Origin of the sequence: Thalassospira sp. MCCC 1A01428, assembly GCF_002115825.1 — a bacterium.
Lineage (GTDB): Bacteria > Pseudomonadota > Alphaproteobacteria > Rhodospirillales > Thalassospiraceae > Thalassospira.
The window spans coordinates 16,386-42,219 of record NZ_JFJZ01000003.1; the positions used below are offsets into that span (position 1 = coordinate 16,386).

Here is a 25,834-nt window from a genome sequence, read left to right on the forward strand (position 1 = left end):
ACAAACCTGCCGTTCCTTCCGACAGCGCACAACACCCCTTGCATAACAAGAACGCCCCACTCTCGCAATGAGAATAATTATCAATATTACCAAGCGGTCAATAAAAAACAGGGCACCCAAAAGATGCCCTGCCTATATGCCGTTCAAAAACATATCATTCTGATACATTTTTCAATAACCGGTCACACCCGGTCACACAGCGATAACGGCTTTGTCAGCCACGCCCGCGATACGGTGCAACCCCCTGATCAGGGATCCACACGCCTTCGGGCGCCGGGCCGGTCTGATAAAACACATCAATCGGTATCCCGCCACGCGGATACCAATAACCGCCAATCCGCAACCATTTGGGGTTCAGCGTTTCGGCAATACGCTTGCCAATGCTCACCGTGCAATCTTCGTGAAAGGCACCGTGATTGCGAAACGAGGTTAAAAACAGCTTTAACGACTTGCTTTCAACCAGCCAGCCATCCGGGATGTAATCAATTACGATGTGGGCAAAATCGGGCTGGCCGGTGATCGGGCACAAAGACGTAAATTCCGGGGCGACAAACCGCACGCAATAATCCGTACCTTCCTGCGGGTTTTTCACCTTTTCCAGCACGGCTTCTTCGGGGCTGGCGGGCTGTTTGGTATCACCACCCAGCATGGTCAGGTTTTGATAAATGCTTTGGTCTGACATGGTATCTATCCCTTCGCCTTAATCCTCGATCATTGGCACAGGATCAATATCCCCGCCTTCCTGATCGGCATAAAATTGCTTTGCAAAGGCTTCCATCCGGCCTTCGGCAATGGCATCGCGCATGCCCTTCATCAAATCCTGATAATATTGCAGGTTATGCCAGGTCAGCAGCATCGCCCCTAAAATTTCGTTCGCCTTAATCAGATGATGCAAATAGGCGCGTGAATATTGCGAACAGGCCGGGCACGAACATTGATCATCAAGCGGGCGGTCGTCATCGCGGTGACGGCCATTTTTAAGGTTCACCGTGCCCCGGCGGGTAAAGGCCTGGGCATTGCGGCCCGAACGGGTGGGCAATACGCAATCGAACTGGTCAATTCCGCGCATGACAGCGCCCACCAGATCAGACGGTTTGCCAACGCCCATCAGATAACGCGGCTTGTTGGCCGGCAGCATATCCACGCAAAAATCCAGCGTATCAAACATCACCTGCTGGCCTTCACCCACGGCAAGCCCGCCCACCGAATGGCCCGGCAGGTCCAGCTCCGCCAGCTTTTCCGAGCTTTCCCGGCGCAGGTTTTCAAACACACTGCCTTGCTGAATGCCATAAAGGGCATAGCCTTCACGCTCGACAAAGGCATCGCGCGACCGTTTGGCCCAGCGCATCGACATGCGCATGCTTTCGGCGGCAACATCCTCGGTCGCGGGGAAAGGCGTGCATTCGTCAAACGCCATCGTAATGGTCGAACCCAGCAAATGCTGAATTTCCATCGAACGTTCCGGGGATAGCGAAAATTTGCGCCCGTCAATATGGCTTTTGAACGTCACACCTTCTTCGGTGATTTTGCGCAAACCCGCCAGCGACATCACCTGATACCCGCCACTATCGGTCAGGATCGGTTTGTCCCAATTCATGAATTTGTGCAAACCACCAAGGCGGGCAATGCGTTCGGCCCCCGGGCGCAACATCAAATGATAGGTATTGCCCAGCAAAATTTGCGCACCGGTAGCGGCAACACTTTCGGGCATCATGCCCTTCACGGTGGCAGCGGTGCCAACGGGCATAAAGGCCGGCGTTTCAATCACGCCATGCGCGGTGTGAATGCGGCCGCGCCGCGCCTTGCCATCTTTTGCCAGCAGTTCGTAACGAAATTCGGTCATGACTTTTTCAGTGCTTCAACTTGGTTGGCGCATTCCAAAAGCGAACAATCGCCATAAGAATAAAAACGGTATTTTTGCGCAATGGCATGTTCATATGCCGCCTTCATGCGGTCAAACCCGGCAAAGGCCGATACCAGCATAAACAACGTTGATCGCGGCAAATGGAAATTGGTCAGCAACAAATCAACACCGCGAAATTTATAGCCCGGTGTGATGAAAATGCTGGTTTCGTTTTCAAACGGTTCAACAATGCCATCTTCAGTGGCCGCACTTTCCAACAGGCGCAGCGAGGTTGTCCCCACCGCCACCACGCGCCCGCCCTTGGCCCGGGTTTCATTCACCAAGGCCGCAATTTCGGGCGAAATGCTGCCCCATTCGGCGTGCATTTTATGGTCTTCGGTGTCATCCACCTTTACCGGCAAAAACGTGCCTGCCCCGACATGCAGGGTGATGGTGCGGCGGGCAATACCGCGCGCATCCAGGTTCGCCAGCAATTCGGGCGTAAAATGCAAACCCGCTGTCGGGGCCGCCACCGCACCGTCATGCCGGGCAAAAATGGTTTGATAATCGTGGCGGTCCTGATCATCGCCCCCGGCTTCACGCCGGATATAGGGCGGTAACGGCATCACACCATATTTTTCAAGGGCGGCGATCAAATCAGCCCCGGCAACGTTAAACCGCAGCAAAACTTCGCCGCCGTCCTTTTTGTCCATCACCTCGGCTTCAAAGCTGTCATTCACCTTGAAAATCTCGCCAATGCGCAGCTTTTTGGCCGGTTTGGCAAAGGCGCGCCATTGTGCCAGCCCTTCCTGCTTGTGCAGGGTGACTTCAATTTTGGCCTCCCCGCGCTTGCCAAACAGGCGCGCCGGGATCACGCGGGTATCATTGGAAATCAGCAAATCGCCGGGGCGCAAAATATCGGGCAATTCACGCACGATACGGTCATTCATCGCACCGGCTGTTAAATCCAGCATCCGGGCAGAATCCCGCGGGTCAGCCGGATGTTCGGCAATACAGTCGCGGGGCAGGTCAAAATCGAACAGATCGACTTTCATTTTTTTTCCATTTTGGCAGCGTCAGAACACCGCAATAGCAAGGCGTACTTGGGATCACATCGAAAACAGATCAGGCACTTGCCGATTGTGCGGCAGTTGCATCATTTCGGGTTGCCGGACGAATAACTGTCATCAATATGCGGAACGGGGCCAGACACGTCATCGCCATAATCATTTTGGCCGAAAAATCGCCCAGCGCCCATGTATGCCACGGAAGACCGGTGCCCGCAAAGGCGATGGAGAAAAACAGCGCGGTATCAAGCATCGACCCAATGGTCGAGGAAACCAGCGGTGCCTTCCACCAGCTTGCCTGGCGCAGACGGTTAAACACGGTAACGTCCATTAATTGCGCCACCAGAAACGCCGTGCCCGAGGCAACGGCAATGCGGGTATCAGCAAACATCAGCGACAGCACAACGGCAATGGCAAAGCCCGACAGCACCACAAACCGTGCGGCACCGGCCCCGCGTGCGCGGTTGGTAAGATCGGTTACCAGAAACGCGACCGGATAGGTAAAGGCCCCAAACGTCAGCCAGTCGGCCAGAACACCAGGCAACGGATATTCGACCAGAATGTTTGAGGCGACAACCGTGGCGGCCATTGCCAGAATGCCTGCAATGATGGCTTTCATGTTTCTAGAACCTTGTTGGTAAAACCCGCGCATAGCAAATCTCGCGGTGCCGGTATCCGGAACGACGATGCGCAAAATGGGTCGCAAAAATAGTGCGCGTTGTTTACGCGCCGCATCTTTACCGGTCAAGCACAAAAAACAATGGCCGAAACACCCAAAGGGCATTCCGGCCATTGCCGCAGATCGCGCATTGCTCCGGGGATTATGGAGAAACGCTGCGAACCTGTGCCATCATCACAGCATCATGCCACGGATGGTAAAGAATAGAAGGGCACCCAAAAATGCCCCTGCAGGCACCGTTACAATCCACGCTGTGGCAATGGTCAGGGCATAACGGCGGCGCACCAAAAGGCGTTTGTGCAATTTGCGTTCGGCCCGGTCGGCCAGGGCCGGGTCCATCTGGCGCAAGGCTTCGATATCCTGTTTTTGCGCGCTAAGGCCGCTGCCCTCACCAATCAGCATCGGGGCATCCTGCAACCGGCGACGATGGCTTAGGGTTTCCCGCAGGAAACCGACACCAAACACCGCACCGACCGCAATATGGGTTGAACTGACCGGCAGGCCAAAGGCCGATGCGACAATAACGGTTAATGCCGCCGACAGGGCCACCGTATAGGCGCGGATCGGGTCCAGCTTGGTAATTTTGCTGCCAACGGTTTTGATCAGTTTTGGTCCGAACAAAATCAACCCCGCCGAAATACCCAGCGCCCCGATCACCATCACCCAGATCGGAATGGGTGCCGAGGTAACAATTTGGCCCTGATCAACACCGGATACGATTGCCGCAAGCGGCCCAATCGCATTGGCAACATCGTTTGAGCCATGGGCAAAAGACAACAAGGCCGCCGACACAATAAGGGGAATACGAAACAGCGAAGCGATTTCCTTGCGCCGTCCGGTCATATCGGCCGAGGCGCGAAAGACCGCCTTGCGCACCGGCCACAAGGTCAGGGCAAACGCAGCAACACCAATTAAAATGATGGTGAATGTATCGGCCTTCCAGATCTTTTTAATGCCCTTCATCATCAGATACATGGTGAAAGCAGACACCATGATACTCACCAGAAGCGGCACCCATTTACGCGCCGCCGTTACCCGGTCAGGCACATATAAAACCTTGAATTTGATAAAGGCCAAAAACCCGGCGGCAATCACCCCGCCCAGTACCGGCGAAATTACCCAGCTTGCCGCGATGGCCCCCATATTGGACCAGTTCACCGCGTGGGTGCCCACAGCGGCCATACCGGCCCCCATCACCCCGCCGACAATGGAATGGGTGGTGGAAACAGGTGCGCCAAGATATGTCGCAAGATTAAGCCACAGGGCCGCTGCCAGCAGGGCTGCCATCATCACCCAGATAAAGGTTTGAGCATCGGGCATTTGGGCAGGGTCGATAATACCGTTTTTAATGGTACTGACCACATCACCGCCGGCCAGAATTGCCCCGGCCGCCTCGAACACCGCCGCCACCAGCAACGCCCCCAGCATGGTAAGCGCACGCGAACCGACAGCAGGACCAACATTGTTGGCAACATCGTTGGCACCAATGTTAAGCGCCATGTAACCGCCAATAACAGCGGCAGCAATCAGGAAGCCACTTCGCGGCAGCCCGCCCATGTGAAAGGCAACAAATGCGCTGCACGCCAGCAGAAAAACAAGCGATAAACCCAGTTTTGCACTGAGCGAGGCTGTTTCACCAACACCGGCGTCCATTCGCCGCTGCCATTTCAGGTCTTTATCGAGCGCCGTCTTTTTCGCGACCATAGCAACCATAACCTTTGCAGGGGAATCGACGGGCGGATCATGTCGAAGCAATCACCATTTGTTAAGGTTTTTTTGCAGATTTATGAACATGTCGGCATTGCAAGCCCGCCCCAAATACAAAAACAGCCCCGAAACCGGAGCTGTTTTTGCTGTTTCAATCATTTTCGGCCCGAAAATTTAGCGGCCAAACTGGTTCAATAATCCCTTGAGAACACCTTTAGCGGCATCCTTGGCCTTGTCCCCGTCAGACTGGCTTTCGCCGCTATCGGACTTTTTGTTGCCCAATGCCTTGCCCAGCAGGTTTTCCAGGGTTTTAACCGCCACCTTGTCCATACGGCCACTAATTGCGGGATCGTCGATTTTACCTTTGGCATAAACACTGAATGGCGGCAGATCGTTGATTTTTTCGGAAAAATCAAAATCAGCCTCGGTATCCATAACCCATTTTGGCAAATCCAGCGTCGCGTTGGCATCGGCGGTGCCCACACGTGATGTCGCATCAACACGGGTGGTTTTGGCAATACCGTTGGTAATTTGCAAATCGGCATCCAGCGTCCGCAACAGGTCGTTATTACCAACGCCTTCCACCACCATGGCCGCCGGCCCCTGACGCAGCAAGGCACGCAGGTCCAGCTTGGGATCGGTTGATCGTTTGCCCGCATTGCTAAAGCGAATATCTTTAAGCATGAAATTGGCTGTGCCGTTTAATGCCTTAACCAGCGCACGCGAGGTATTGCCGGTTGCCGTTACCGTAAATTTAGCCCCTGCCGTGCCTGTCACATCATCATTGGCAACCCGGATCGGGAAAACCCTGGCAACATTTGCATTATCCAGCGTTCCGGTCAAATCCAGCTTGGGGGTATCCTTGCGGGCATCAAACGTCCCCGAAACATCCAGCGGACCATCGCCAAGTTTGCCGGTCAGCTTGTCAATCGTCACCAGCCCCTGATCCATCTTTACCGACAGGTCCGGGTTTACCAGCAAGAAATGATCGTAGTCCAGCTGGTTCAGCACAATGGCAATGGTACCGTCAATCAGACGCAAGGCTGAAACGTCAATCACGTTATCATCCCATGGGGTGCCATCGCGGGCATCGACACGGGTTAACAATTCATTGTCAAACGCGGGCAATGCCGCCCGGCGCATCCCGGTACGCGGCACATCAAGTGCCGCCCGTTTCGATGCCGGTAAAAACGGATCAACCTTTAACGTGCCGCCCTTCAAACTGACATCAAGTTTGGTCCGCTCGCCCGTTGCATCCATTTTAACTGTGCCACTGGTTTCAAATGCCCCAATGGCCAGTTTGGCAATATTAACGGCAACGTTTTTGGCATTCCCATCCACTGTGCCTTGCAACGCCAAACGGCCCAGATCACCCGACGGCTCATATGTAGGGGCCACCAGCGGCAAGGCCCGGTTAAGGCTGCCTGCCTGTGCGGTAATATCGCCTTTAAGGCCGGGCGCATCCCCTAACAGGTCTTGCAACTGGCCTTTCAGGGCCACCTGCATGGTCGAATTTGACAGGCTGGCATCCAGGTTTGGCCCGGTAATGGCACCGTTAAGGGCGACATCAACCTTCATCGACTTATAATTCGCCGCCGGGGCGGGCAAGGTGATGCCGGTCAATTTAACAAACGGTTCCAGGTTTTTGGCGGTCACACCCAGTTTCAGGTTTTTAAATTCCGGTACATCCTTTTGTCCCAGAAAACCGCCACTCCCCTGAAGCGACATCCCTGCCGCATCGGCCACGGAAAGATTTTTAAGGGTGATGTCAGGGCCGTTAAGGCTACCTTCCAATGCAATACCCCGAATGGCGACACCCGATGATATGACTTCATCCGCACCAATCCGGTAATTGGCGGCAAGGCCGTTTAAGGGTGCCAATGCATCGTGGATGGTTTTAACCAGATCCTGCTTTGCACCTTTTTGTGCCCCTTCACTTGCCGCCCCGTCGGGGCTGGCCGTTGTGTCATTGGCCGCCGCATCACCCGTGGCGGGTTTCGCCGCCGAGGACGCGCCCATATATTGATCAAGATTGATTTTATCAAGCTTAAGCCCGATACCAAGGGCGGGCAGACCTTCACTGTCAAGATTGGCAACAATCGCCCCGCGAACTGCGGTATCGTCCAGACGCATATCGACATTATTGATATTAATCTGGTCCGGGGTGCCTTTTAACCCGCCGGTCAGCGAGAAGCGACGCAAGCGGTCGGCGCGAACACCGTCCACATCCACACCCAGCCAGCGCATCACCGCCCGGATATTTTCCGAGGCAATTTCATAACGCAAATCAGCACTGACTTGCGGTTTCGCCCCGGAAATAGAGCCAAAAACCTGCAAATCCGTTCCGCCGGGCAAGCCAGCCGATACTTCGTTCAGGGTGATTTTACTGTTCGCAATGCCCGCATTGATCCGCGCATTGTGAATGGGGGTCTGATTATAAATCAGACTTTCCACTTCCAGATCAATCGATCCGGTCAGGTCTGCGGGAATAAGCGGTGCCGTGCCCGCATCGGCAACGCCGTTTTTACGCCCCTGCGCAGGGATGGACTGCCCGTTGGGTTTAGTCGCATCAGGCACATCCGCCGCTGCTTTTTCGGGGGTGGATGCGCTATCGGCGGATGCATCCTTATGCCCGCCAGATGCATTGGCCAGCGCAATGATCGCATCAAGGTCAAGCTGGTTAAAACGCAGGGCCAAATCGGCCTTCATTTTGGGGTCGGTCGCCACCGAAAGCGCGCCGGAACCCCGGGTTTCGCCAAAGCGAACCGCAAGGTCATTCACCGTTACCGCCTTGGCGTTGGCGGCCAGTTTGCCCGACAGGTCAAATTCCTTGGCGGCAATATCGGGAATATCGGCATCATCACCGGCAATGCGCTGGGCTGCCTTGCGCAAATCGTCAAACTTGCCGTTAATTTCACCGTTAAAATCCGGGGCATCGCCCGAAAGGTCAACCTGCCCGCCAACATCAATGCCGCCGTCAACTTCATCAATACCCAAACGAACCGAAACCGGGAACGGTTTGTTCTGGCTGATTTCGCCCAGGTTCAGCTTGAAGGTCATCGGGATGCCGCGATAAAAAACATAGCCTTCACCGGTTGCCGGGCCGTTCAGGCTATCGGCTTCAACACTTAGGGTCAGGCCTTCAATTTTTTCTTCTGTGCCCGGGGCACGGTAAATAATGGTGGCATTTTCGATCGACAGGCTATCGACGCGAACCGAACTGGCAAGCGAGCTTTCACCCGTATTCTTAGCCGGTACCGTGTCGCTTCCAGCCTCACCACCCGCCGGGGCGCTCTGGTCTTTAGGGGAATTGATTGTACCTGCTTCCGGGCCGTGCCCTTCGGCATTTTTGGGGTCAAACACCAGGTTGCTGGTGCCATCGGCAAAGGTTTCAATCGACACGACCGGGTCAATCAGGCGCACCTGTGTGACCCGAATATTGCCGGTCAGAAGCGGCATCAGCGCAACTGAAACTTCAACTTCCTTGACAGTCACCATGTTTTTATCGGTGGCACCATCGACATTGCCCAGCACGGCATCTTCAACCGAAAGTGCGGGAAACGGCAATAATGACAAGGACAAATCGCCGCGCAATTCAAGATTGCGTCCTGTGGCTTCGTTTACGGCCGTTGTGACCTCGGATTTATAGCTGTTCCAGTCAATCAGCGACGGAATAACCAGCAAGGCAACAATGACCACCACCACAAGGGCGCCAATTACAGCGAGTATCTTTTTCAACGCTTCAGCTCCGCTTTCTTTTTGCGCGCGATCTGCCGGGTCGGCCCCAACAAAATTTTCCCCATAGAAACCATTATCATACAGGCCCTGATTTGCATTGCAGCAGAAAATGGCAATCTTTTGGTTGTTACCCTTTCAAGCCCCCCCTGAAACAAGGGCAGCACCGCATTTGTTCCGGCTAAGTGCAGTTTTAACCCTCAAACATCCGTGATGCACAGCGATTACGATCACTGGTTCATAACGCTATGCTGGAAAAACAATTAATAGGTGCTAATATAAACCTCAAATAAAAAACAAAATACCCACCCGGATCATCACCCGCGATGATCTGGCAGGACAAAGAGGGTTGTATCTGCTGAAACGATCATCGCTTCAGCGCAGGGAGGATATATGATGACGGATACCACAGCCTCGCATGTAACGACCCCAACGGCGTCGCACAGCAACGGGGATGCAACCGCACCGGCGGGCTTCACCCGGCACGGCATTGCCATTCGTGCCGTTACCAGCGACCAGTCTGGCAAATGGCTGGAAGCAGGCTGGCGCGATTTCAAACGCACACCTGCCATTGGGCTTGCCTATGGTGCATTCTGTGTTTTAGCGGGTTATATCATTTTACTTAGTCTGTTTCAGTCGGGCCTGCCCTATCTGACCTTGCCTTTGGGGGCCGGCTTTATGCTGATTGCGCCGCTTTTGGCGGTGGGCCTGTATGAAACCAGCCGCCGCCTTGAAATGGGCGAAAACGTTACCCTGTGGCACAGCCTGAACGGCTTTCGCCGCAATCCCGGCCAGTTAGGTGCCATCGGCATTATTTTAATGCTGTTCTTTCTGGTCTGGTTTCAGGTGGCGATGTTTCTGTTTGCCCTGTTTTACAACGGCAATGTTCCCCCGCTTGATACCCTGATCTGGCAAACATTTTTTACCCGCGATGCAATGGTGTTTCTGATTACAGGGTCCATCCTTGGTGGCGTTTTTGCCATTACGGTGTTTGCCATCTCGCTGGTCACGATACCGCTTCTGGTGGATCGCGATATCGATGTCATTACGGCCCTTACCCTTAGCCTTCGCGCCTTTCGTGCCAACTGGCGCGTTTTAACCGGCTGGGCCGCTGCCCTTGCCGTGCTGGCCGCCTGTGGCATGGTGGTGTTCTTGCTGGGCCTGGCCGTTGTCATGCCGCTTTTGGGCCATGCCAGCTGGCACGCCTATCGCGGTTTGATCGACACCACAAACGCCGATGCCCCGCGTTTGCGCCGGGTTGTACCATAAAATATAAAAACACGGGAAGCCCCGGTAACAAAGGGCCTTCCCGTGTTAAAAACCCTGGCCGACACCAAAAACACCCCGTTATAACGGGAAAAGTTCACATGGCCGGCGCACGCGTTTTTTGGCAAATTACGGGTGCTTTAAACCTGCGCCATGCCACCATCCACACATAATTCCGCCCCGACAATAAAACCGGCCTCGTCGCTTGCCAAAAACAGCGCCGCACTGGCGACCTCTTCGGGGCGACCAAGACGGCCGGCAGGGATCAAATCGGTCAGGGTTTTTCGCACATCATCCGATACCGCATCAAACATGGCCGTATCAATCGGCCCGGGGCTGACAACATTCACCCGAATGCCCTTTGGGGCCAGTTCGTTTGCCCAACTGCGTGCAAATGCACGAATGGCCGCCTTGCTGGCCCCATAGGTGCCATATCCTACCGTGCCAATCATCCCGGCAATGGAACCGATCAGGACAATCGAACTGCCCGGTGGCATGAACGACACGGCCGCCTGCGCGGCAAATACCGGCGACCGCACGTTCAGACCAAAAATCTGGTCGAAATGCTCCGGCGTAACAGTTTCAAGTTCTGAATATGCCGATGTTCCGGCGTTGATTACCAAAACATCCAGTTTTCCATATTGTTTACCAATAACAGAAATCTGTTGAGCAATTTCATCCTGGTTAGCAGCATCGGCAACAATGCCAACAGCATTATGACCTATCCCGACAATAGCAGCATCAAGCGCATCCTGCCGACGACCGGTTATAATAACGCGCGCGCCCTCGCTCGCAAAACGTTCGGCTATTTTAAGGCCGATCCCACTGGCTCCTCCAATGATCAGGGCTGTTTTCTGGGTCAATCTTTCCATCGGAAAACTCCTTTTGTGATGATTGACGCCACGATATATAATGTATATCTAAGGTCAATAATGCACTTAATATAGCGTAGATATATAGGAGTATATCGCCGTGCCCGATGATATCGACGCCCCCTTGATTAACGTCTATCAAACCCGCCCGATACTGGAACAAATCGCCAATAAATGGTCTGTGCTGATTTTAACGGTTTTATGCCCGCGCCCGGCCCGTTTTAACCAGCTCATGCGCCGTCTTGACGGCATTACGCACAAGGCCCTGGCCGAGGCCCTGAAACGGCTGGAACGCAACGGACTTGTAAAACGCGAAGTTCTGCCGACAACACCCGTTGGTGTCGAATATTCGATCACCCCGCTTGGTCTGTCGTTGAAAAAACCGTTCGAGGCCCTTTATGACTGGGCCTTAACCCATGGCAGTGAACTTGAACAGGCACAAGCAGGCTATGATAAAAGAACACAATAATTGTGCCGTGCCCCAAACACTGACAGACTGAAATTCCGATCATAAATTCAATCTGCCACCCTGATACTCAACCAGCTTTTAAAAGGTAATTCTATGACCGGGCGTCGATTTTCAGCCTTCCTGTTCGATATGGACGGTACAATTATCAACAGTATCGAGGTTGCCATTGAAGCCTGGAGCCAATGGGCCGTTCGCCATGGCCTTGATGCTGCCGAAGTAACAAAAGCCATGCATGGCGTGCGCGCGGCTGAAACCATTGCCCGGTTTGGCCCGGCAGGCATTGACATCGACCACGAGGTTGCCTTGCTGACCGATGCCGAATTTAATGCCGTTGATAAAGTAAAACCCATTGCCGGTGCGGCCAGGTTTTTATCAGCCCTGCCCCGGGATCGCTGGGCAATTGTCACGTCATCGCCGCGCCGTCTTGCCTTGCAACGCATTACGGCGGCGGGTCTGCCCATGCCCGATATTTTGATCACCGCTGAAGATGTAAATGCAGGAAAACCGGCACCGGACTGTTTTATCGCCGCTGCCGAAAAACTGAACGTTGAAATTTCGAACTGCCTGGTGTGGGAAGATGCCCCGGCAGGTATCGCTGCTGGCAAAGCCGCGGGTGCCGACGTCATGATTGTCACAGCAACCCATGACAGCCCTGATGACAAGGCGGGTGAAACCATTATTGATTATCAAAACCTTGCCTGCGATATCGCCCCTGACGGGACCTTAACGCTTAAGGTGATTGCGTAACCGCGCAGCCAAAAACTGACACAGGGAAATAACAATGTCCTCAGCTTCATTTCTGGGTCTTCCGGCGCACCTTGCCGATGGCATCAACCCGCGCGCCGTGATTTTTGGCGCAGGGCACGGCAGCACCTATCCGGGCAAGGATAGCAGCGGTTATGCCATGGCGGCCGATGCCATCCGCGCAGCCAGCCAGGGCGACGCCCCCCTGATTGACCATTGGGATTTTGACCTCGACGGGCCCCTGTTTGACGGCAAACCGGTAAGCTGCATTGATGCAGGTAACATTCCGACCATCATGCACGAAAATGCAAATAACTGCCGCCTGGTGGAAGCAAAAACCCGCGAAATACTGGCAATGTCTGCCGTGCCAATTTTACTGGGAGGGGATGATTCCCTGCCCATACCTTTTTTCAACGGTTTTGCCGACCACGGACCGATCTGGATTTTGCAAATCGACGCCCATATTGACTGGCGCGACGAATTACACGGCGAACGATACGGTTATTCAAGCCCCATGCGCCGGGCCAGTGAAATGCCACATGTCGCGGGCATGGTGCAGGTTGGCCTTCGCAGTGTTGGCAGCGCACGCCAAACCGAAATTAACGCCGCCCGAAATTACGGCAGCCATTTTGTCACCGCACGCGACATACACGCACATGGCGTGGAAGCCGCGCTGCGCCACATCCCCCAGGGTGCGCAAGTGGTAATCACCCTCGATTGTGATGGGCTTGACCCTGCCATCATGCCCGGGGTGGCGGCCCGCACACCAGGCGGCCTTGGCTATACACAGGTTATTGATCTGATCGCCGGTGCGGGTACCCGTGCGCGCATTGCGGGGTTCGACCTGGTAGAACTTTATCCACCCGCCGATATTAATGGCATATCAGCCCTGGTTGCTGCACGCCTGCTGGTTAATGCAATTGGCACGATCGTGCGGCAACGCTAGGTGCCTGTGCCTTTTGCCTGCACGGCCATCAGAAAATACAGCTCGCACGCGGCGGCAGATATTGCCAACAACATTACAGGGTTTTCACACATCCACCGCGTGCGATGCGGCCTTTTTCCCGCCGGGACGCACCAGAAACGTCCCTAACACCACGCAGCCCAGCGTGATCAACAATTCAGGGCGTAATTCTTCGTTAAACAGGGCGACACCACCGATCAGGGTCGTCAATGCCATAACATACCCGATCTGGCTAAGATAAACCGGGCCTGCAACACGTTGCAGTTCGAAATGGCACATATACATCAGGGCAGCGACAACAATTTGAACCATGATAATCCCCCAAAGATAGCTCTGATCAATCGATGGAACCATCAGGGTGTCGCGCAGGGTTTCAAACCCAAGGCAATATAGTGCACTTGCCAGCATCATACCTGCCGCCAGCGGCACCGGGTTGGCCCCAACCGGCCAATCAGCCGTGCGATAAACATTGCCCATCGCCAGGCTAAGAGGAATGATCGCTGCAATCAGCAAATAAACCAGCAAAGTGCTATCGGGGGCCGATAATTGTGGCACATATAAAACCAATACGCCCGCAAACCCCGCCATCAGGCCCATCATCCGGCCAAGGCGGGCGCGCTCCAGCCCGACACACATGGATAACAGATACGTTATCAATGGCGGCATTGCGGTAAAGACCCCTGCCAGTGCCGCGCCCAAATACGGCACCATAAAATACCCCACCCCCATTGGCAGGGCCAGACTGACCAGCCCGGCAATAAAATAATAGCGCAAATAACGCGGCGCAAATGACGGCATATCCCGGCGCAAGGCCGAAATAATCAGCAGCACGCCCCCCGCACCAAGACACTGCCAGAATAAATAGGACAGGGGCGAAATACCCGCCCCAACCGCCAGCTTGGCAAGAAGAATGGATGCCCCGCCCAACATCCCTGCCCCTAACAGCAACAATAGTGCTTTCATTATCCACTCTTTCATTTCGGCCCCTGCCCCAGACACGCGACACGCGTTACGCCACTTTATTTTTTCACGCGATCGCAGTGTTTTTCGGGAACCAAAGCCTTTGGTAATGCTTTTGATAACAGGCAGATTACCACAGCGTTTTTTAATGATCGTGCCGTGTTTTTGCCCCAATTTATTTCCATTATGGAAATAATGATGGGGACTTTAGGGACAAAATGGACAGATTACGCGGACTGGAATGTTTTCGCAAAATTGCCGAACGCGGCAGTTTTGCTGCTGCTGCACGCGATTTAAACATGTCGCCCGGTGCCATTACCAAACAGATCAATGCACTGGAAGACATGCTGGGCATTCAGCTTATTGCGCGTACAACCCGACGCCTGAGCCTGACCGAAGCGGGCGAAACATATCTGTCGCGTATTTCCCTTATCCTGGATGACATGGATGACGCCAACGAAACCGTACGCGATCTGGGCCATGGCCCGCGCGGCTGTGTGCGCATTGCCGCCCCCACATCATTCGGGGTGATCAAACTGGCTCCGGCCATTGCCCGCCTGCTTAACACCCACCCGGACCTGTCGGTTGACCTGGTGCTGGATGACCGTCTTACCGATATTGTCGATGAGGGTTTTGACATCGCCTTGCGCGTTAGCGAAACACTGGCCGATTCATCCCTGATCGCACGGCGCATTGGCAGTTATTCACGTGTTTTGGTCGCAAGCCCGGCATATCTGGCAAAGAACAGCCCCATTACCCACCCCCATGACCTGTTGGGCCACGACTGCATTTTATTTAGCAGTGCGCAGCGTACCGGCCTGTGGCATTTTACCAATCCCGCCAATGGCAAGGAAATGGCTATCGAGGTTAGCGGTCGTTACCGCGTCAATAGCAGCCTTGCAATGCGCGATGTGCTAAAAGAAGGTTGCGGCATTACCTTGACACCGCGTCTGGTTGTGGAAGACCTTATCGCGCGGGGGGATCTTTCCTGTGTGCTGGCGGAGTATCTGCCGCGCAACCTTAATCTTTTTGCGTTAAGTGCGCCGCATCGGCACAAACTTCGTAAAATTCGCACTGTTACCGATTTTCTGGCAAAAGAACTTCGTATGGAAAACCGCGATTATGCCCCAAATGACTAACCTGCGTGCCCGATCGCCGCTGGCGGCCCTGTTTTGTGCCACAGCCATCGCCACCTGTGTTACCGCCGTTCCGGCGCAGGCACAGGAAAACACCGCCAAAGGCCCCCAGTCCCAGCGCACCCCGGACGATAAATGGGGCATATCATTATCGGTAGAAAACGACCTGTTTGTTGAAAACAATCAGGACCGGCATTTTACCAATGGTGTAAGGCTGGCCTTTATATCGCCCGAAGACAGCGCCCCTGCCGACTTTTTAAATGTCGCCAAGGAAATTCCGTTTTTTGCTTCGAACGGGCGCATCCGCACCAGCTATGCGCTGGGGCAAAGCATGTATACCCCCAGCGACATCACCATTGCCGAAAACCAGCCCAACGACCGCCCGTGGGCCGGGTATCTCTATGGCAGCCTGGGCTTGCTGTCCGATACCGGCCTTGGCTATGAAGGGCACGAGGATTACGCCCGGATTGATACCCTGGAACTGACATTGGGTGTTGTTGGCCCGGCATCGCTGACCGAACAAAGCCAGAAATTTGTTCATAAACTGATCGACAGCCCCGAACCCAAAGGCTGGGACAACCAGATCAAGAACGAACCGATCATTGGCCTGTCTTACGAACGCAAATATCGCGGCTGGGCCAAACAGGAACTTCTGGGTGTTGAAGCCGATTTAACCCCAAGCACCGGTTTCACCCTCGGCAATGGCTTTACCAATGCCGAAATTGGGGCAATGGCCCGGGTCGGCTTTGACTTACCCGCCGATTACGGCCCCCCGCGCATTCGCCCCAGCCTGCCCGGATCGGACTTTTTCAAACCCGATACCGATGGCTTCCCGCTAAGCGGTTATTTATTTGCCGGGGTTGTTGGCCGGGCTGTGGCACGCGACATCACGCTGGATGGCAACACATTCGCCGATAGTAATTCGGTCGATAAAAAACCGCTGGTTGGTGATTTGCAGGTTGGCTTTGCCGTTATTGTTGGCCAGGCCCGCATTACCTATACCCATGTGTACCGAACCAAGGAATTTTACGGCCAGAACGGCACCGACCAGTTTGGCGCCCTTTCAGTATCCATGCGATTCTAGCCTTGTACAGAACCGTATAAAAAACGGCTTGACTTAAAGCACGCTCTAACCCCTAGCGTCCTTTGCGTAAACGCGGGAAGGAAACGCCATGAAGATTGGTCAACTGGCAAGAAGCAGTGGTTTATCGGCCCATACGCTTCGTTATTACAAACGTATCGGGCTGCTGCCATTCGCAGATCGCGATGCATCGGGCCAACGTGATTATGATGAAACAATCCTGATCTGGATTGAGTTTTTAGGGCGGTTGAAAAACACTGGCATGCCCATTCGCACCATGCTGGCCTATGCCAATATGCGCAACGATGGTCCTGCCACCGAAAAAGCCCGGCATGATCTTCTCGTCGCCCACCGGGCGCACGTGCAGGCCACGATCGAAAATCTTCAGGCAAACCTTCTCGTCCTTGACACCAAAATCGCGGGCTATGCCGCGACCCTGCAAAGGACGCAAGATAATGACACATCAGCCCAACCCGGCACAGACAAGCCCGATTACCGAAACCCGGTTCCAACGCGGCCAACACGCCCTGGCAGAAATCGACGGTGAAGGCGGACAAAAAGTTGTCGATGCCCTGGCCGACATCGCCCCCGATTTCGCCCGTTATCTGATTGAATTTCCCTTTGGCGATATTTATACCCGCCCCGGCCTGTCCGTGCGGGATCGTGAAATCGCCACCATTGCCGCCTTAACCGCCATGGGCACCGCGACTGCGCAATTAAAGGTCCATATCGCAGCGGGCCTCAATGTAGGACTTACCCGCGATGAAATCGTCGAAATCCTAATGCAGATGGCGGTTTATGCCGGCTTCCCTGCCGCCTTGAATGGGCTTTTTGCCGCACAGGATGTGTTTGCCGAACATGATGAAACAGCCCGGGATGTTGCGACGTCAAACGCATAACATATCGCAAAAATAAATCCGGAATGATTTTTGGTATCGCGTGATCGAAACAAACAACCCCGCTGAAAATAATCCAGCGGGGTTGTTTGTTTTAAATACCATCGAAACGACGGCAGGCTGCCTGCACCTTATGACTTAGGTGTGGTCGGGCTGGCCTCATTGTCCTGCGCGGCACTTGTATTCACAGGCTCGATATCGTCAAAACCGTCATTGGTGGTATCAACAGACTCCTCGCTTGTGGTGTTTGCCGCAGTTTGAACGTCCTGGGTATTGACACCCTGAACGGAGGAAACCTGGCTGGTAATTGCTGTTGTCTGCGACGGTGCTGCCGCCACGGCCGCCGTGGTAATGACAGCCGCCTGCTGAGGGGCTGCCGTTGCCGCAGCCTTTGCCACCATCGCCGCCCGAGGCGGATCAAATCGGACCGCGGCAGTCGTAATGTCACCCGCCCGGTCTGGTGCCGCCGTCACGGCAGCCTGTGTAATTTGTACCAGAAAAGCAGGATGTACCGTTGCGGCTGCGATCGTGATTTCTCCTGCTTGGTTCGGGGCACTTGCCACTGCAGAAGCGACAACAGTGACAACAGCCAGACCATTTTCCTCTTTCACCTCAACACTGCTGCCTCCCGCAACGGCAACCGCAGTTGACGTAATCGTCGCAGCAGCATTCGGATTACGCTTGATTGCAGTTGAAGTCACAAGTCCCGCGATATAGGGCGAAAGGCCTTCTTGAGTCTTTCCACGACCCTGCAGGATCTGCTGAACGACCTGTGCCAAAGAAGCAGGGTCCGTTGACGCATCATTGATCGCTTGCTTTTCAGCATCAGTAAGTGACTGCGCAGAGTAACTTGAGGTAGTAGAAACAGTAACAGCTACACCAACAGCGGCGGCGGCTGCAACACCCGCAGCAGCAGCGGCGGCACCAATACCCAAATTACCAGCACCACTACCTGCTGCCCCGGCCCCTGCCGGGGCCCCTCCCCCGCTGGCACGGAAACCACTACTTGCCCCTGCCCCGGATGCGGCCTGTGCGAATGCAGACGATACATTTGCGGCAATCAGGCTTCCCGAAAGCGCTGCAATCACGGCAAAATTCATTAACCGATTCATCAATTTCGTCCCCACTTAAATGAAAAATACACCATTGCAACGATAGAGAGAGCAAACTGACTATATTGTATCGTAAAAAACATAAAATCGGCAATCGCTATAATTTTTATCGCAAAGTCGCGCAAAGCATAGCGAAATTTAACGAACCGGGCAAACAGCCGACCGATTTTACACAACTCTGCCGTTCCCTCCTGCACCCAAAACGACCAAGATGCATAATTGCCCCGGCAGATCCATCAAAACCCAAGACACGGAACAAGTGTGTTTTACAGAACGGATCAAAACGTTGCGGTAACGGCAAAAGAGCCCCTTTCAAGGCATGTAAAACCCGTCCACAGATAAAAACAGATGAACGGGTTTTGACGGTTTCGGTATCACACCGGATCGTTTTATTCAGCCCGCAAGGCCCGGTTAATTTCGGCGGATTATACCTGCCCGTCGCAAAACGGTTAACCCGGTATCAATTTTCCCGGGTTCATCAACCCTTTCGGGTCAATAGCGTTTTTAATTGCCCGCATCACAGCAATGGTATCGGGGCCATGTTCGGCCTCCATAAAGGCCAGTTTACCATAACCAATGCCATGTTCGCCGGTACAGGTGCCGCCAAGGCGGAGCGAGCGCATCACCATGCGTTCGTGCAAACGATGCGCTTCTGCGACCTCTTCGGGTTTTTCCGGGTCCAGCAGGATCAGGGTATGGAAATTGCCATCGCCAACATGCCCGACCATGGTGCAGGTCAGGATCGAGGCATCGCAATCCTCGCGGGTTTCCATGATGGCTTCGGCCAAACGTGAAATCGGCACGCAAACGTCGGTCGACATGCCGCGTTTGCCAGGCTCAAGCTGCAAGGCGGCATAATAGGCTTTGTGCCGGGCGGCCCACAATTTGGTGCGATCTTCAGCACGGGTCGCCCACTGGAATCCCTCGCCGCCAAATTCCTCGGCCACCGATTGCACAAATTCGGCCTGTTCCTTAACCCCGGCTTCGGTGCCATGAAATTCAAAAAACAGGGTCGGTTTTTCTTCATAGGTCATTTTGGAATAGGCATTGACCGCACGAATTTGCAACGCGTCCAGCAGTTCAATCCGTGCCACCGGAATACCGGCCTGAATGGTCATGATCGTGGTGTTTACCGCCGCTTCGACCGAGGGAAAGGCACAAACTGCGGCTGAAATGGCTTCGGGGATACCATACAGTTTCAGGCCAATTTCCGTGATAACACCAAGTGTCCCTTCTGAGCCAACAAACAACCGGGTCAGATCATAGCCCGCCGATGATTTGCGCGCCCGGTGGGCGGTTTTAATGATTTTGCCATCCGGCGTTACCACGGTCAGCGACAAAACATTGTCGCGCATGGTGCCATAACGCACCGCATTGGTGCCTGAGGCCCGGGTGGCCGTCATGCCCCCGATCGAGGCATTGGCCCCCGGATCAATCGGGAAAAACAACCCGGTATCGCGCAAATGTTCGTTAAGCTGTTCGCGCGTTACACCCGCCTGCACCCGGCAATCAAGGTCTTCGTTATGGATTTCCAAAATCTGGTCCATTTTGGAAACATCAATGCAAATACCGCCCTTTAGCGCGGCAACATGCCCTTCAAGCGACGACCCGGTGCCAAAGGGAATGATCGGCACATTATGATCGGCACACAGCTTAACCGTTTCGGCAACTTCTTCGGTCGAGGTGGCGAAAACCACTGCATCAGGCGGCGATGCATCGTGCCAGCCCTCATCCTTGCCATGATGATCAAGAACGGCCTGTGCCGTGGAAACGCGATCACCAAATTTCTCGCGCAGGGTTTCAATCAGGCTGGCCGGTACTGCGACCCGTTCATAATGATGATCTGACATGACGTTCCTCGTAAATCTGTATTAAGGCAGGAATCCCACCTGGTATTTTGCGTACCCTACGCCGGGACGATCAAAATTGGTATTACCTTTTAGCTGTTTAACGTAAAAAACCGCCCACGCAAACGTGGACGGTTCATATGGCACCATCGCAGTCAAACAGCCCGCAAGCCGAAAGACCAAAGACCGTTATTTACCCCAAAGACCGCTATTTACCCGTCTTCACATCATAAAACCCCGGAACATTCAAACGGGCATCGATCTCGACATCATCAAGGTCTTTGTGATTGCGCATATACATATTTGATGTATCGCGGGTCGGCTGGTGATCCCAGGACGTAATGCGCCCCCGGGTCAGGGCCTCATACACCAGCTTGCGGCGTTTCTGGCTGTTGATCACTTTTTTACGGAACGTATCCATGTCCCAGTTTTCGGCCAGTTCGGCGCGAAAGGCATCGCGGATTTCGCTGTGTTTGGGGTCATCAATAAGGTCGCAAACTTCGTCGGGGTCATTGATCAGATCAAACAGCATATCCGGGTCGGTTTGCGATGCGATATATTTATATGCCCCCCGCCGGATCATGATAATGGGCGACAATGCCCCTTCGCCGCAATATTCACCAATCACTTCATCATGGCCGCCATCGCCCTTGATGTGCGGCATCAGGCTGCGGCCATCAATAGGTTCTGCCGGGGCGGGAACTTTATCATCCCCCACCAGATCACGCAGGGTTGGCAAAATATCGATCAATGATACGGATTCCGAAACCCGTTTTTGCCCCCGGGCCCCCGGAAAGGCAAAAAACAACGGCACCCGGGCCGAGGGTTCATACCACGACATTTTATACCACATGCCGCGTTCGCCCAGCATATCGCCGTGATCGCCGCTAAATATTACTAGCGTATTGTCGGCCATGCCGGTTTCGCGCAAGGTACGCATCAACGACCCGACCAGGCAATCAACATAGCTGATCGACGCATAATAAGCCCGGCGCGCCTTTAACACATCCTCGTCGGTTACCGGTTCCTGGTCCAGATTATAAACATGACGCAGGCGTTGTGAATGCGGGTCAAGGTCTTCGGGCTTCATGTTGACATGAGGCGGGTCAATTTTGACCCCGTCATACATGTTCCAGAATTCAGGCCGGGCGTTATAGGGATCATGCGGATGGGTGAAAGAAACTGTCAAAAAGAACGGCCGGTCATCATGGCGTTGATCGCGCGCCACATCATACAAATAACGACGGGCCTCAAACACGGTTTCATCGTCAAAATCCAGCTGGTTGGATCGATAAACCGGGCCAGCCTGCGTCACCGACCCCATATTGTGATACCAGGTCGGGCGGTCTTCAAAATTGTCCCAGTCGCAATACCAGCCATAATCGGCAGGGTAAATATCGGCTGTTAAACGGTCTTCATAACCATGCAGCTGATCCGCCCCGCAAAAATGCATTTTGCCCGCCAATGCGGTGCGATACCCGGCGTGGCGAACATAATGGGCCAGGGTCGGAATATCAGACGCCAGATCCGATGCATTATCATAGGCTTCGATCCGGCCTGGTAACTGGCCGGTCATCAGGCAAAAACGTGATGGCGCACAAAGCGGGCTGTTGGTATAGGCCGAATCAAATACCACCGCATTTTCAGCCAGGGCATCAAGGTTCGGCGTTTTCACCACTTTATGCCCGTAAAGCGGCATGCAACGCGCGGCCAGCTGGTCGGCCATGACAAACAGAATATTCATCGGCTTCGATGTCATCTTTTTATGAACCCCCTGATTATATGTTTAAAAAACTGCATCACGACACGCCCTGAATTCGTCCGGCCTTGCTGATGTGCGGATCAATTATGCTGGTTTGTTTCACATTTGAATTATTCTTGTGAAGACAGCTTGTATTCATCCCTGCCATCAATAATATTGATGCCATGCGATATGGAAACATCCCGTCCCCTCATGCCCTGATTGCCTTTGAAGCTGCGGCGCGCTGCGGCAGTTTTACCCGTGCGGCACAGGAACTGGGCATTGGCCAACCTGCCGTCAGCCATCAGGTAACCGTGCTGGAAGAACAGCTAAACCAGCCGCTTTTTCGCCGCTTGCATCGGGGGGTGGCCCTGACCGGTGCCGGACAGGAACTTTATGACAGTGTAAGTGCCGCGCTGGGCCATATTGACCAGACAGTCGAAAATATCCGCACCCGGCGCGGATCACGCATCAGTGTTGGCACCGACTTTGCCTTTGCATCCTTTATTCTGATGCCGCATCTGGCCGATTTCACCACCCGTTTCCCTGATATCGAAGTTAATGTTGTCACCAATCAGACCGGGCGGTTTGGCATGGATGAAAATATTGATATCGAGCTGTCCTTCGGGCATTGCGGGCCTGACGGTATTTTATTGCTGGCCGAACAGGTGGCTCCGGTCTGCAGCCCCGCTTTTCTGGCCCGGTATGGCTTTGCCCAAACGCCCGATGCTTTATGCAAAATGCCGTTGCTGCATCTCGACAGTGAAATTAAAAATCGCTGGTTTAACTGGGAAAGCTGGCTTCACGCTGCCGGGCACACGCCAGCAACACCTCTAAGCGGCCACCGGTTTAACACCTATTTGCTGGTTTTATCTGCGGCCCTTTCCGGTCAGGGCGTTGCCCTGGGCTGGACAGCATTGTTACAGCAACATTTGCAAAGCGGACAACTGGTACCGGCCTGCCCCATTACCCTGTCATCGGAACGCGGTTATGTTTTAACATCGCGTTCAGCCCCCCGGCGGCAAAGCCAGGTCACTGCCTTTGCCAACTGGGCACGGGAAATTATCGCCTATGACAATATGAAGCCCTTTGGTACCGCGCCAGAAGATAGCGCACCCGATAATCCTGATGTCGCATAAACAGAAACCACCAGCCATCACCAGCCACTGGCAGCGGCTTGGCAATCTCTGCGTGTCGCCACACCGGCCCCAACCGAAGCGGGCGTTTTCTCAGCCCTTGTTGCGATCCTTGGGCAAGGCTGCGGAAATACGGTCGGCCAGGCGCGAAAATGGCAGGCTTTGCAACCACACTGTTCCCGGTCCTTCCAGGGTTGTTACAAACAGCCCTTCGCCCCCAAACAGGGCATTGCGAAAACCGCCAACAAAATCGATGGAATAATCAACATTGTCGGTCAGGGCAACCAGCGACCCGGTATCCACCCGCATTTTCTGGCCGGGGTGTAAATCCTTGCGCACAATCGTGCCACCGGCATGAACAAACACCATGCCATCGCCCGTTAAACGTTGAAGAATAAAACCTTCACCACCAAACAACCCGGCCCCCAGGCGTTTGGAAAAGGCAACATCAATGTCAATCCCGGCTGCGGCACATAAAAAGCCGTCCTTCTGGCATAAAACCTGTCCGCCAAAATCATGCAGGTTAATATCAATCACCTTGCCGGGATAAGGGGCGGCAAAGGCCACATGCCCCTTGCCTGCTCCTTCATATACAAAGCTGGTAATGAAAAAACTTTCCCCGGTCAGCATCCGTTTAAACCCTGAAAACAGGCCGCCACCGGTATTGGTCTGCATGGAAATACCAGCGCCCATATACATCATGGCTCCGGCTTCGGCGCGCACACCTTCGCCGGGGTCAAGTTCGATCTCGACCAGTTGCATCTCGCTGCCAATGATTTTGTAATCGATAATATCTGCCACGGGTTTTCCTTTGTGTTTCCTTGGCCAGGCCAGTTTGCCCACACACCATACCAACGCCTGATGATCAAAACCAATCAACAGGCCCCTTAAGTAGCGGGCAAGCCACGGAAAACCACTATAATCAAAATTCGCCCTCAAAGCAGGGCAATATTGTGACGTTTCACCGTCCGTCTCCTCACACCCCTTTGACAATTCACGCAAAACTTGCATTATACCCTACCCAAACATACAGGGCGAAAAATGGGGCGGGGATGGTCGATCAGGGGCTGGCAAATTTTGCTGGGGCTATTGTTGCCCCTGCTGTTGGGCGCGTGCGAAAAACAGGACCTTTATAAGTTCAATATTTGCCGGCTTGCCCTGCCAGGCGTTGAAAATACTGGCCTTCGCTTCCATCTTCTGACCCGCCCCGACATTGATAAAGGTAGCGACACCGTTACACTGATTTATCAAATCCTGCCCGATAGTATCCCCTATCACGGCGATAATGACGGTGCCCTCTCCGATGACATCCCCCTGCTGGGTCAAGGGTCACCTGCCTTTGCGCATAGTATTACCTGCCAGTTTGCCAGGGCCGCTTCACCCGGTTTACGTGTTCCACTCATCGGGGTCACGACATCGCGCTTTGGCCCCCTGCCCGACAGCCAGCTTACCCTGCTTGACCGGTTCTGGATCAACCGTATTGGCCGCAGTGCCCTGCAGTTTTTCGATGATGAAAGCCGCACCGCCACCCTGCCCGATGTGCCCGACATTGGCGATAAAGCCGCCTTTGCCGCCCAGCTTACCCTGTCGAGCCTGTCACGCGGCGCGGTTTACGCGTTGCTGGCCCTGCCCTTTACCCTGATTTACGGCCTGATAGGCCGCATCAACCTTGCCTTTGGCGAAATGCTGATGGTCGGCGGGGTGGCCGCAATGGTTGCCAGCCAGGCAGTGGTCGGCAGCATTGGCTGGCACATCACCCTGATTGTGACATGCGCGATTGTTGCGGCAATAACCTATGGTGCCGGGCTCGGGCATGTGTCGTGGCGCTGGGTTTTTGGGCCTCTGGGGCGTTTTCGCGCAGGGGGGCAGGCAATGATTGTGGCATCACTTGGCTGTGTGCTGGTTATTCAGGAATTTGTGCGCATCGCGTGGTCGGCACGCAATTTTAACCTGCCGCCAGTCTGGCAGTTTACCCTGCCTGTGGCGCGCGGCGGGCATTTTATCGTTAATATTGACGAGTTCGACATACTTGCCGTTCTGTTGGCCGGGGCCATGTGCGTTATTTTACATGGTTTAATGCGCAACACGCCCTATGGTCGCGCCTGGCACGCCATCAGCCAGGACCGTTTTGCCGCCGCCCTGTGTGGTGTGCGCCTGCATCGTATCGAAGCCCAAACCTTTGCCCTGGCCGGTTTGTTATGCGGGCTTGCCGGGGCAATATTGGCGCTGCGTTATGGCGTAATCAATTTTCATTCCGGCACCATGTTTGGCTTCAAGGCATTAACCGCTGCCATCCTTGGCGGTATTGGTGTCATCCGCGGGGCGTGGCTGGGGGGGCTATTGCTCGGGCTGCTCGAATCCCTCTGGACCGGCTATTTCGGCGACCCATACCGCGATGCCGCCGTGTTTGGCCTGCTGGCTCTGGTGCTGATATTAAAGCCCGAAGGACTTTTGGGGGTTAACAACCGGCATGACAGTCTGTTGGCAACTCGAAGCCCATAAACCCCGGCGTTACGCCATCTTTCGTTTAATAATACCCGTTACGGGACGGAGTATGAACAGCCCCGCCTCGCAACAGG

Annotated in this window: 22 protein-coding genes; 10 read left to right on the forward strand and 12 right to left on the reverse strand. The window is 54.3% G+C overall.

Annotated elements, in window-relative coordinates; genetic code table 11:
• Positions 1-214 precede the first annotated feature (214 nt).
• From queF to THS27_RS03130, 6 genes are all read right to left on the reverse strand, one after another.
• Complete coding sequence (gene queF, locus THS27_RS03105; RefSeq protein WP_085587785.1) at positions 215-682, reverse strand: preQ(1) synthase; 468 nt, start codon at positions 680-682, stop codon at positions 215-217.
• Between the two features lie 18 nt (positions 683-700).
• On the reverse strand, positions 701-1,843 hold the full coding sequence (gene tgt / locus THS27_RS03110; RefSeq protein WP_085587787.1) for a tRNA guanosine(34) transglycosylase Tgt: 1,143 nt from the start codon (positions 1,841-1,843) through the stop codon (positions 701-703).
• Positions 1,840-2,898: a tRNA preQ1(34) S-adenosylmethionine ribosyltransferase-isomerase QueA gene (queA, locus tag THS27_RS03115; RefSeq protein ID WP_085587789.1), complete on the reverse strand. Its 1,059-nt coding sequence runs from the start codon at positions 2,896-2,898 to the stop codon at positions 1,840-1,842. Before queA ends, tgt begins: the two co-directional genes overlap by 4 nt.
• A gap of 70 nt (positions 2,899-2,968) precedes the next feature.
• Entirely contained in the window at positions 2,969-3,529 is a 561-nt protein-coding gene (locus THS27_RS03120; protein ID WP_085588250.1) for a queuosine precursor transporter, read from the reverse strand.
• Positions 3,530-3,763: 234 nt separating this feature from the next.
• On the reverse strand, positions 3,764-5,293 hold the full coding sequence (locus tag THS27_RS03125) for an inorganic phosphate transporter (RefSeq protein WP_085587791.1): 1,530 nt from the start codon (positions 5,291-5,293) through the stop codon (positions 3,764-3,766).
• 177 nt (positions 5,294-5,470) lie between these two features.
• On the reverse strand, positions 5,471-9,034 hold the full coding sequence (locus THS27_RS03130; RefSeq protein WP_085587793.1) for an AsmA family protein: 3,564 nt from the start codon (positions 9,032-9,034) through the stop codon (positions 5,471-5,473).
• Between the two features lie 390 nt (positions 9,035-9,424).
• On the opposite strand from THS27_RS03130, the gene THS27_RS03135 reads away from it, so the two are divergent.
• On the forward strand, positions 9,425-10,300 hold the full coding sequence (locus tag THS27_RS03135) for a DUF2189 domain-containing protein (RefSeq protein WP_246832821.1): 876 nt from the start codon (positions 9,425-9,427) through the stop codon (positions 10,298-10,300).
• A 137-nt stretch (positions 10,301-10,437) separates the two neighbouring features.
• Here the strand turns inward: THS27_RS03135 and THS27_RS03140 are convergent, their stop codons facing one another.
• Positions 10,438-11,169 (reverse strand): SDR family NAD(P)-dependent oxidoreductase, encoded by a 732-nt coding sequence (locus THS27_RS03140; protein WP_085587795.1) that lies wholly within the window; start codon positions 11,167-11,169, stop codon positions 10,438-10,440.
• A 100-nt stretch (positions 11,170-11,269) separates the two neighbouring features.
• Between THS27_RS03140 and THS27_RS03145 the strand changes: the two genes are divergently transcribed.
• The 3 genes from THS27_RS03145 to THS27_RS03155 all read left to right on the forward strand — a co-directional run bounded on the left by THS27_RS03145 (position 11,270) and on the right by THS27_RS03155 (position 13,328).
• Complete coding sequence (locus tag THS27_RS03145) at positions 11,270-11,638, forward strand: helix-turn-helix domain-containing protein (RefSeq protein WP_246832822.1); 369 nt, start codon at positions 11,270-11,272, stop codon at positions 11,636-11,638.
• Between the two features lie 93 nt (positions 11,639-11,731).
• Positions 11,732-12,385 (forward strand): HAD-IA family hydrolase, encoded by a 654-nt coding sequence (locus THS27_RS03150; RefSeq protein WP_085587797.1) that lies wholly within the window; start codon positions 11,732-11,734, stop codon positions 12,383-12,385.
• Between the two features lie 34 nt (positions 12,386-12,419).
• Positions 12,420-13,328, forward strand: coding sequence for an agmatinase (locus tag THS27_RS03155; protein WP_085587799.1), 909 nt, complete (start codon positions 12,420-12,422; stop codon positions 13,326-13,328).
• An 84-nt stretch (positions 13,329-13,412) separates the two neighbouring features.
• On the opposite strand, the gene THS27_RS03160 is transcribed toward THS27_RS03155, so the two are convergent.
• Positions 13,413-14,309: a DMT family transporter gene (locus tag THS27_RS03160; RefSeq protein ID WP_168184809.1), complete on the reverse strand. Its 897-nt coding sequence runs from the start codon at positions 14,307-14,309 to the stop codon at positions 13,413-13,415.
• A gap of 215 nt (positions 14,310-14,524) precedes the next feature.
• On the opposite strand from THS27_RS03160, the gene THS27_RS03165 reads away from it, so the two are divergent.
• The 4 genes from THS27_RS03165 (at position 14,525) to THS27_RS03180 (ending at position 17,422) form a co-directional block, all read left to right on the forward strand.
• Positions 14,525-15,445, forward strand: coding sequence for a LysR family transcriptional regulator (locus tag THS27_RS03165; protein ID WP_085587803.1), 921 nt, complete (start codon positions 14,525-14,527; stop codon positions 15,443-15,445).
• Positions 15,429-16,526, forward strand: a complete 1,098-nt coding sequence (locus THS27_RS03170; protein ID WP_246832823.1) for a lipid A deacylase LpxR family protein — start codon at positions 15,429-15,431, stop codon at positions 16,524-16,526. Before THS27_RS03165 ends, THS27_RS03170 begins: the two co-directional genes overlap by 17 nt.
• Before the next feature lie 88 nt (positions 16,527-16,614).
• On the forward strand, positions 16,615-17,070 hold the full coding sequence (locus THS27_RS03175) for a MerR family transcriptional regulator (protein WP_085587804.1): 456 nt from the start codon (positions 16,615-16,617) through the stop codon (positions 17,068-17,070).
• Positions 16,979-17,422: a carboxymuconolactone decarboxylase family protein gene (locus tag THS27_RS03180; protein WP_085587806.1), complete on the forward strand. Its 444-nt coding sequence runs from the start codon at positions 16,979-16,981 to the stop codon at positions 17,420-17,422. Before THS27_RS03175 ends, THS27_RS03180 begins: the two co-directional genes overlap by 92 nt.
• A gap of 128 nt (positions 17,423-17,550) precedes the next feature.
• On the opposite strand, the gene THS27_RS03185 is transcribed toward THS27_RS03180, so the two are convergent.
• The 3 genes from THS27_RS03185 to betC all read right to left on the reverse strand — a co-directional run bounded on the left by THS27_RS03185 (position 17,551) and on the right by betC (position 22,137).
• A complete protein-coding gene (locus tag THS27_RS03185; protein ID WP_085587808.1) occupies positions 17,551-18,531 on the reverse strand; it encodes a hypothetical protein in 981 nt (326 codons plus the stop codon).
• Between the two features lie 449 nt (positions 18,532-18,980).
• Positions 18,981-20,381, reverse strand: coding sequence for an FAD-binding oxidoreductase (locus tag THS27_RS03195; RefSeq protein ID WP_085587812.1), 1,401 nt, complete (start codon positions 20,379-20,381; stop codon positions 18,981-18,983).
• Between the two features lie 205 nt (positions 20,382-20,586).
• Positions 20,587-22,137 carry a choline-sulfatase gene (gene betC / locus THS27_RS03200; RefSeq protein ID WP_085587814.1) on the reverse strand — a complete coding sequence of 517 codons (1,551 nt, stop codon included), beginning with the start codon at positions 22,135-22,137 and terminating at the stop codon, positions 20,587-20,589.
• Between the two features lie 167 nt (positions 22,138-22,304).
• On the opposite strand from betC, the gene THS27_RS03205 reads away from it, so the two are divergent.
• Positions 22,305-23,258, forward strand: coding sequence for a LysR substrate-binding domain-containing protein (locus THS27_RS03205; protein WP_085587816.1), 954 nt, complete (start codon positions 22,305-22,307; stop codon positions 23,256-23,258).
• 90 nt (positions 23,259-23,348) lie between these two features.
• Here the strand turns inward: THS27_RS03205 and THS27_RS03210 are convergent, their stop codons facing one another.
• Positions 23,349-24,056, reverse strand: a complete 708-nt coding sequence (locus THS27_RS03210; RefSeq protein WP_085588256.1) for a TIGR00266 family protein — start codon at positions 24,054-24,056, stop codon at positions 23,349-23,351.
• A 240-nt stretch (positions 24,057-24,296) separates the two neighbouring features.
• On the opposite strand from THS27_RS03210, the gene THS27_RS03215 reads away from it, so the two are divergent.
• Entirely contained in the window at positions 24,297-25,757 is a 1,461-nt protein-coding gene (locus THS27_RS03215) for a branched-chain amino acid ABC transporter permease (protein ID WP_085587818.1), read from the forward strand.
• The last annotated feature ends 77 nt before the right edge of the window (positions 25,758-25,834 follow it).

What these genes read in the sequence shown, in the direction of transcription:
- THS27_RS03205 (WP_085587816.1), top strand. Translation starts at nt 22,305, where the DNA reads ATGCGATATGGAAACATCCCGTCCCCTCATGCCCTGATTGCCTTTGAA.
- THS27_RS03180 (WP_085587806.1), top strand. Translation starts at nt 16,979, where the DNA reads ATGACACATCAGCCCAACCCGGCACAGACAAGCCCGATTACCGAAACC.
- THS27_RS03170 (WP_246832823.1), top strand. Translation starts at nt 15,429, where the DNA reads ATGCCCCAAATGACTAACCTGCGTGCCCGATCGCCGCTGGCGGCCCTG.
- THS27_RS03155 (WP_085587799.1), top strand. Translation starts at nt 12,420, where the DNA reads ATGTCCTCAGCTTCATTTCTGGGTCTTCCGGCGCACCTTGCCGATGGC.
- THS27_RS03150 (WP_085587797.1), top strand. Translation starts at nt 11,732, where the DNA reads ATGACCGGGCGTCGATTTTCAGCCTTCCTGTTCGATATGGACGGTACA.
- betC (WP_085587814.1), bottom strand. Translation starts at nt 22,137, where the DNA reads ATGACATCGAAGCCGATGAATATTCTGTTTGTCATGGCCGACCAGCTG.
- THS27_RS03135 (WP_246832821.1), top strand. Translation starts at nt 9,425, where the DNA reads ATGATGACGGATACCACAGCCTCGCATGTAACGACCCCAACGGCGTCG.
- queA (WP_085587789.1), bottom strand. Translation starts at nt 2,898, where the DNA reads ATGAAAGTCGATCTGTTCGATTTTGACCTGCCCCGCGACTGTATTGCC.
- queF (WP_085587785.1), bottom strand. Translation starts at nt 682, where the DNA reads ATGTCAGACCAAAGCATTTATCAAAACCTGACCATGCTGGGTGGTGAT.
- THS27_RS03140 (WP_085587795.1), bottom strand. Translation starts at nt 11,169, where the DNA reads ATGGAAAGATTGACCCAGAAAACAGCCCTGATCATTGGAGGAGCCAGT.
- THS27_RS03175 (WP_085587804.1), top strand. Translation starts at nt 16,615, where the DNA reads ATGAAGATTGGTCAACTGGCAAGAAGCAGTGGTTTATCGGCCCATACG.
- THS27_RS03125 (WP_085587791.1), bottom strand. Translation starts at nt 5,293, where the DNA reads ATGGTCGCGAAAAAGACGGCGCTCGATAAAGACCTGAAATGGCAGCGG.
- tgt (WP_085587787.1), bottom strand. Translation starts at nt 1,843, where the DNA reads ATGACCGAATTTCGTTACGAACTGCTGGCAAAAGATGGCAAGGCGCGG.
- THS27_RS03160 (WP_168184809.1), bottom strand. Translation starts at nt 14,309, where the DNA reads ATGAAAGCACTATTGTTGCTGTTAGGGGCAGGGATGTTGGGCGGGGCA.
- THS27_RS03185 (WP_085587808.1), bottom strand. Translation starts at nt 18,531, where the DNA reads ATGAATCGGTTAATGAATTTTGCCGTGATTGCAGCGCTTTCGGGAAGC.
- THS27_RS03120 (WP_085588250.1), bottom strand. Translation starts at nt 3,529, where the DNA reads ATGAAAGCCATCATTGCAGGCATTCTGGCAATGGCCGCCACGGTTGTC.
- THS27_RS03215 (WP_085587818.1), top strand. Translation starts at nt 24,297, where the DNA reads ATGGGGCGGGGATGGTCGATCAGGGGCTGGCAAATTTTGCTGGGGCTA.
- THS27_RS03195 (WP_085587812.1), bottom strand. Translation starts at nt 20,381, where the DNA reads ATGTCAGATCATCATTATGAACGGGTCGCAGTACCGGCCAGCCTGATT.
- THS27_RS03165 (WP_085587803.1), top strand. Translation starts at nt 14,525, where the DNA reads ATGGACAGATTACGCGGACTGGAATGTTTTCGCAAAATTGCCGAACGC.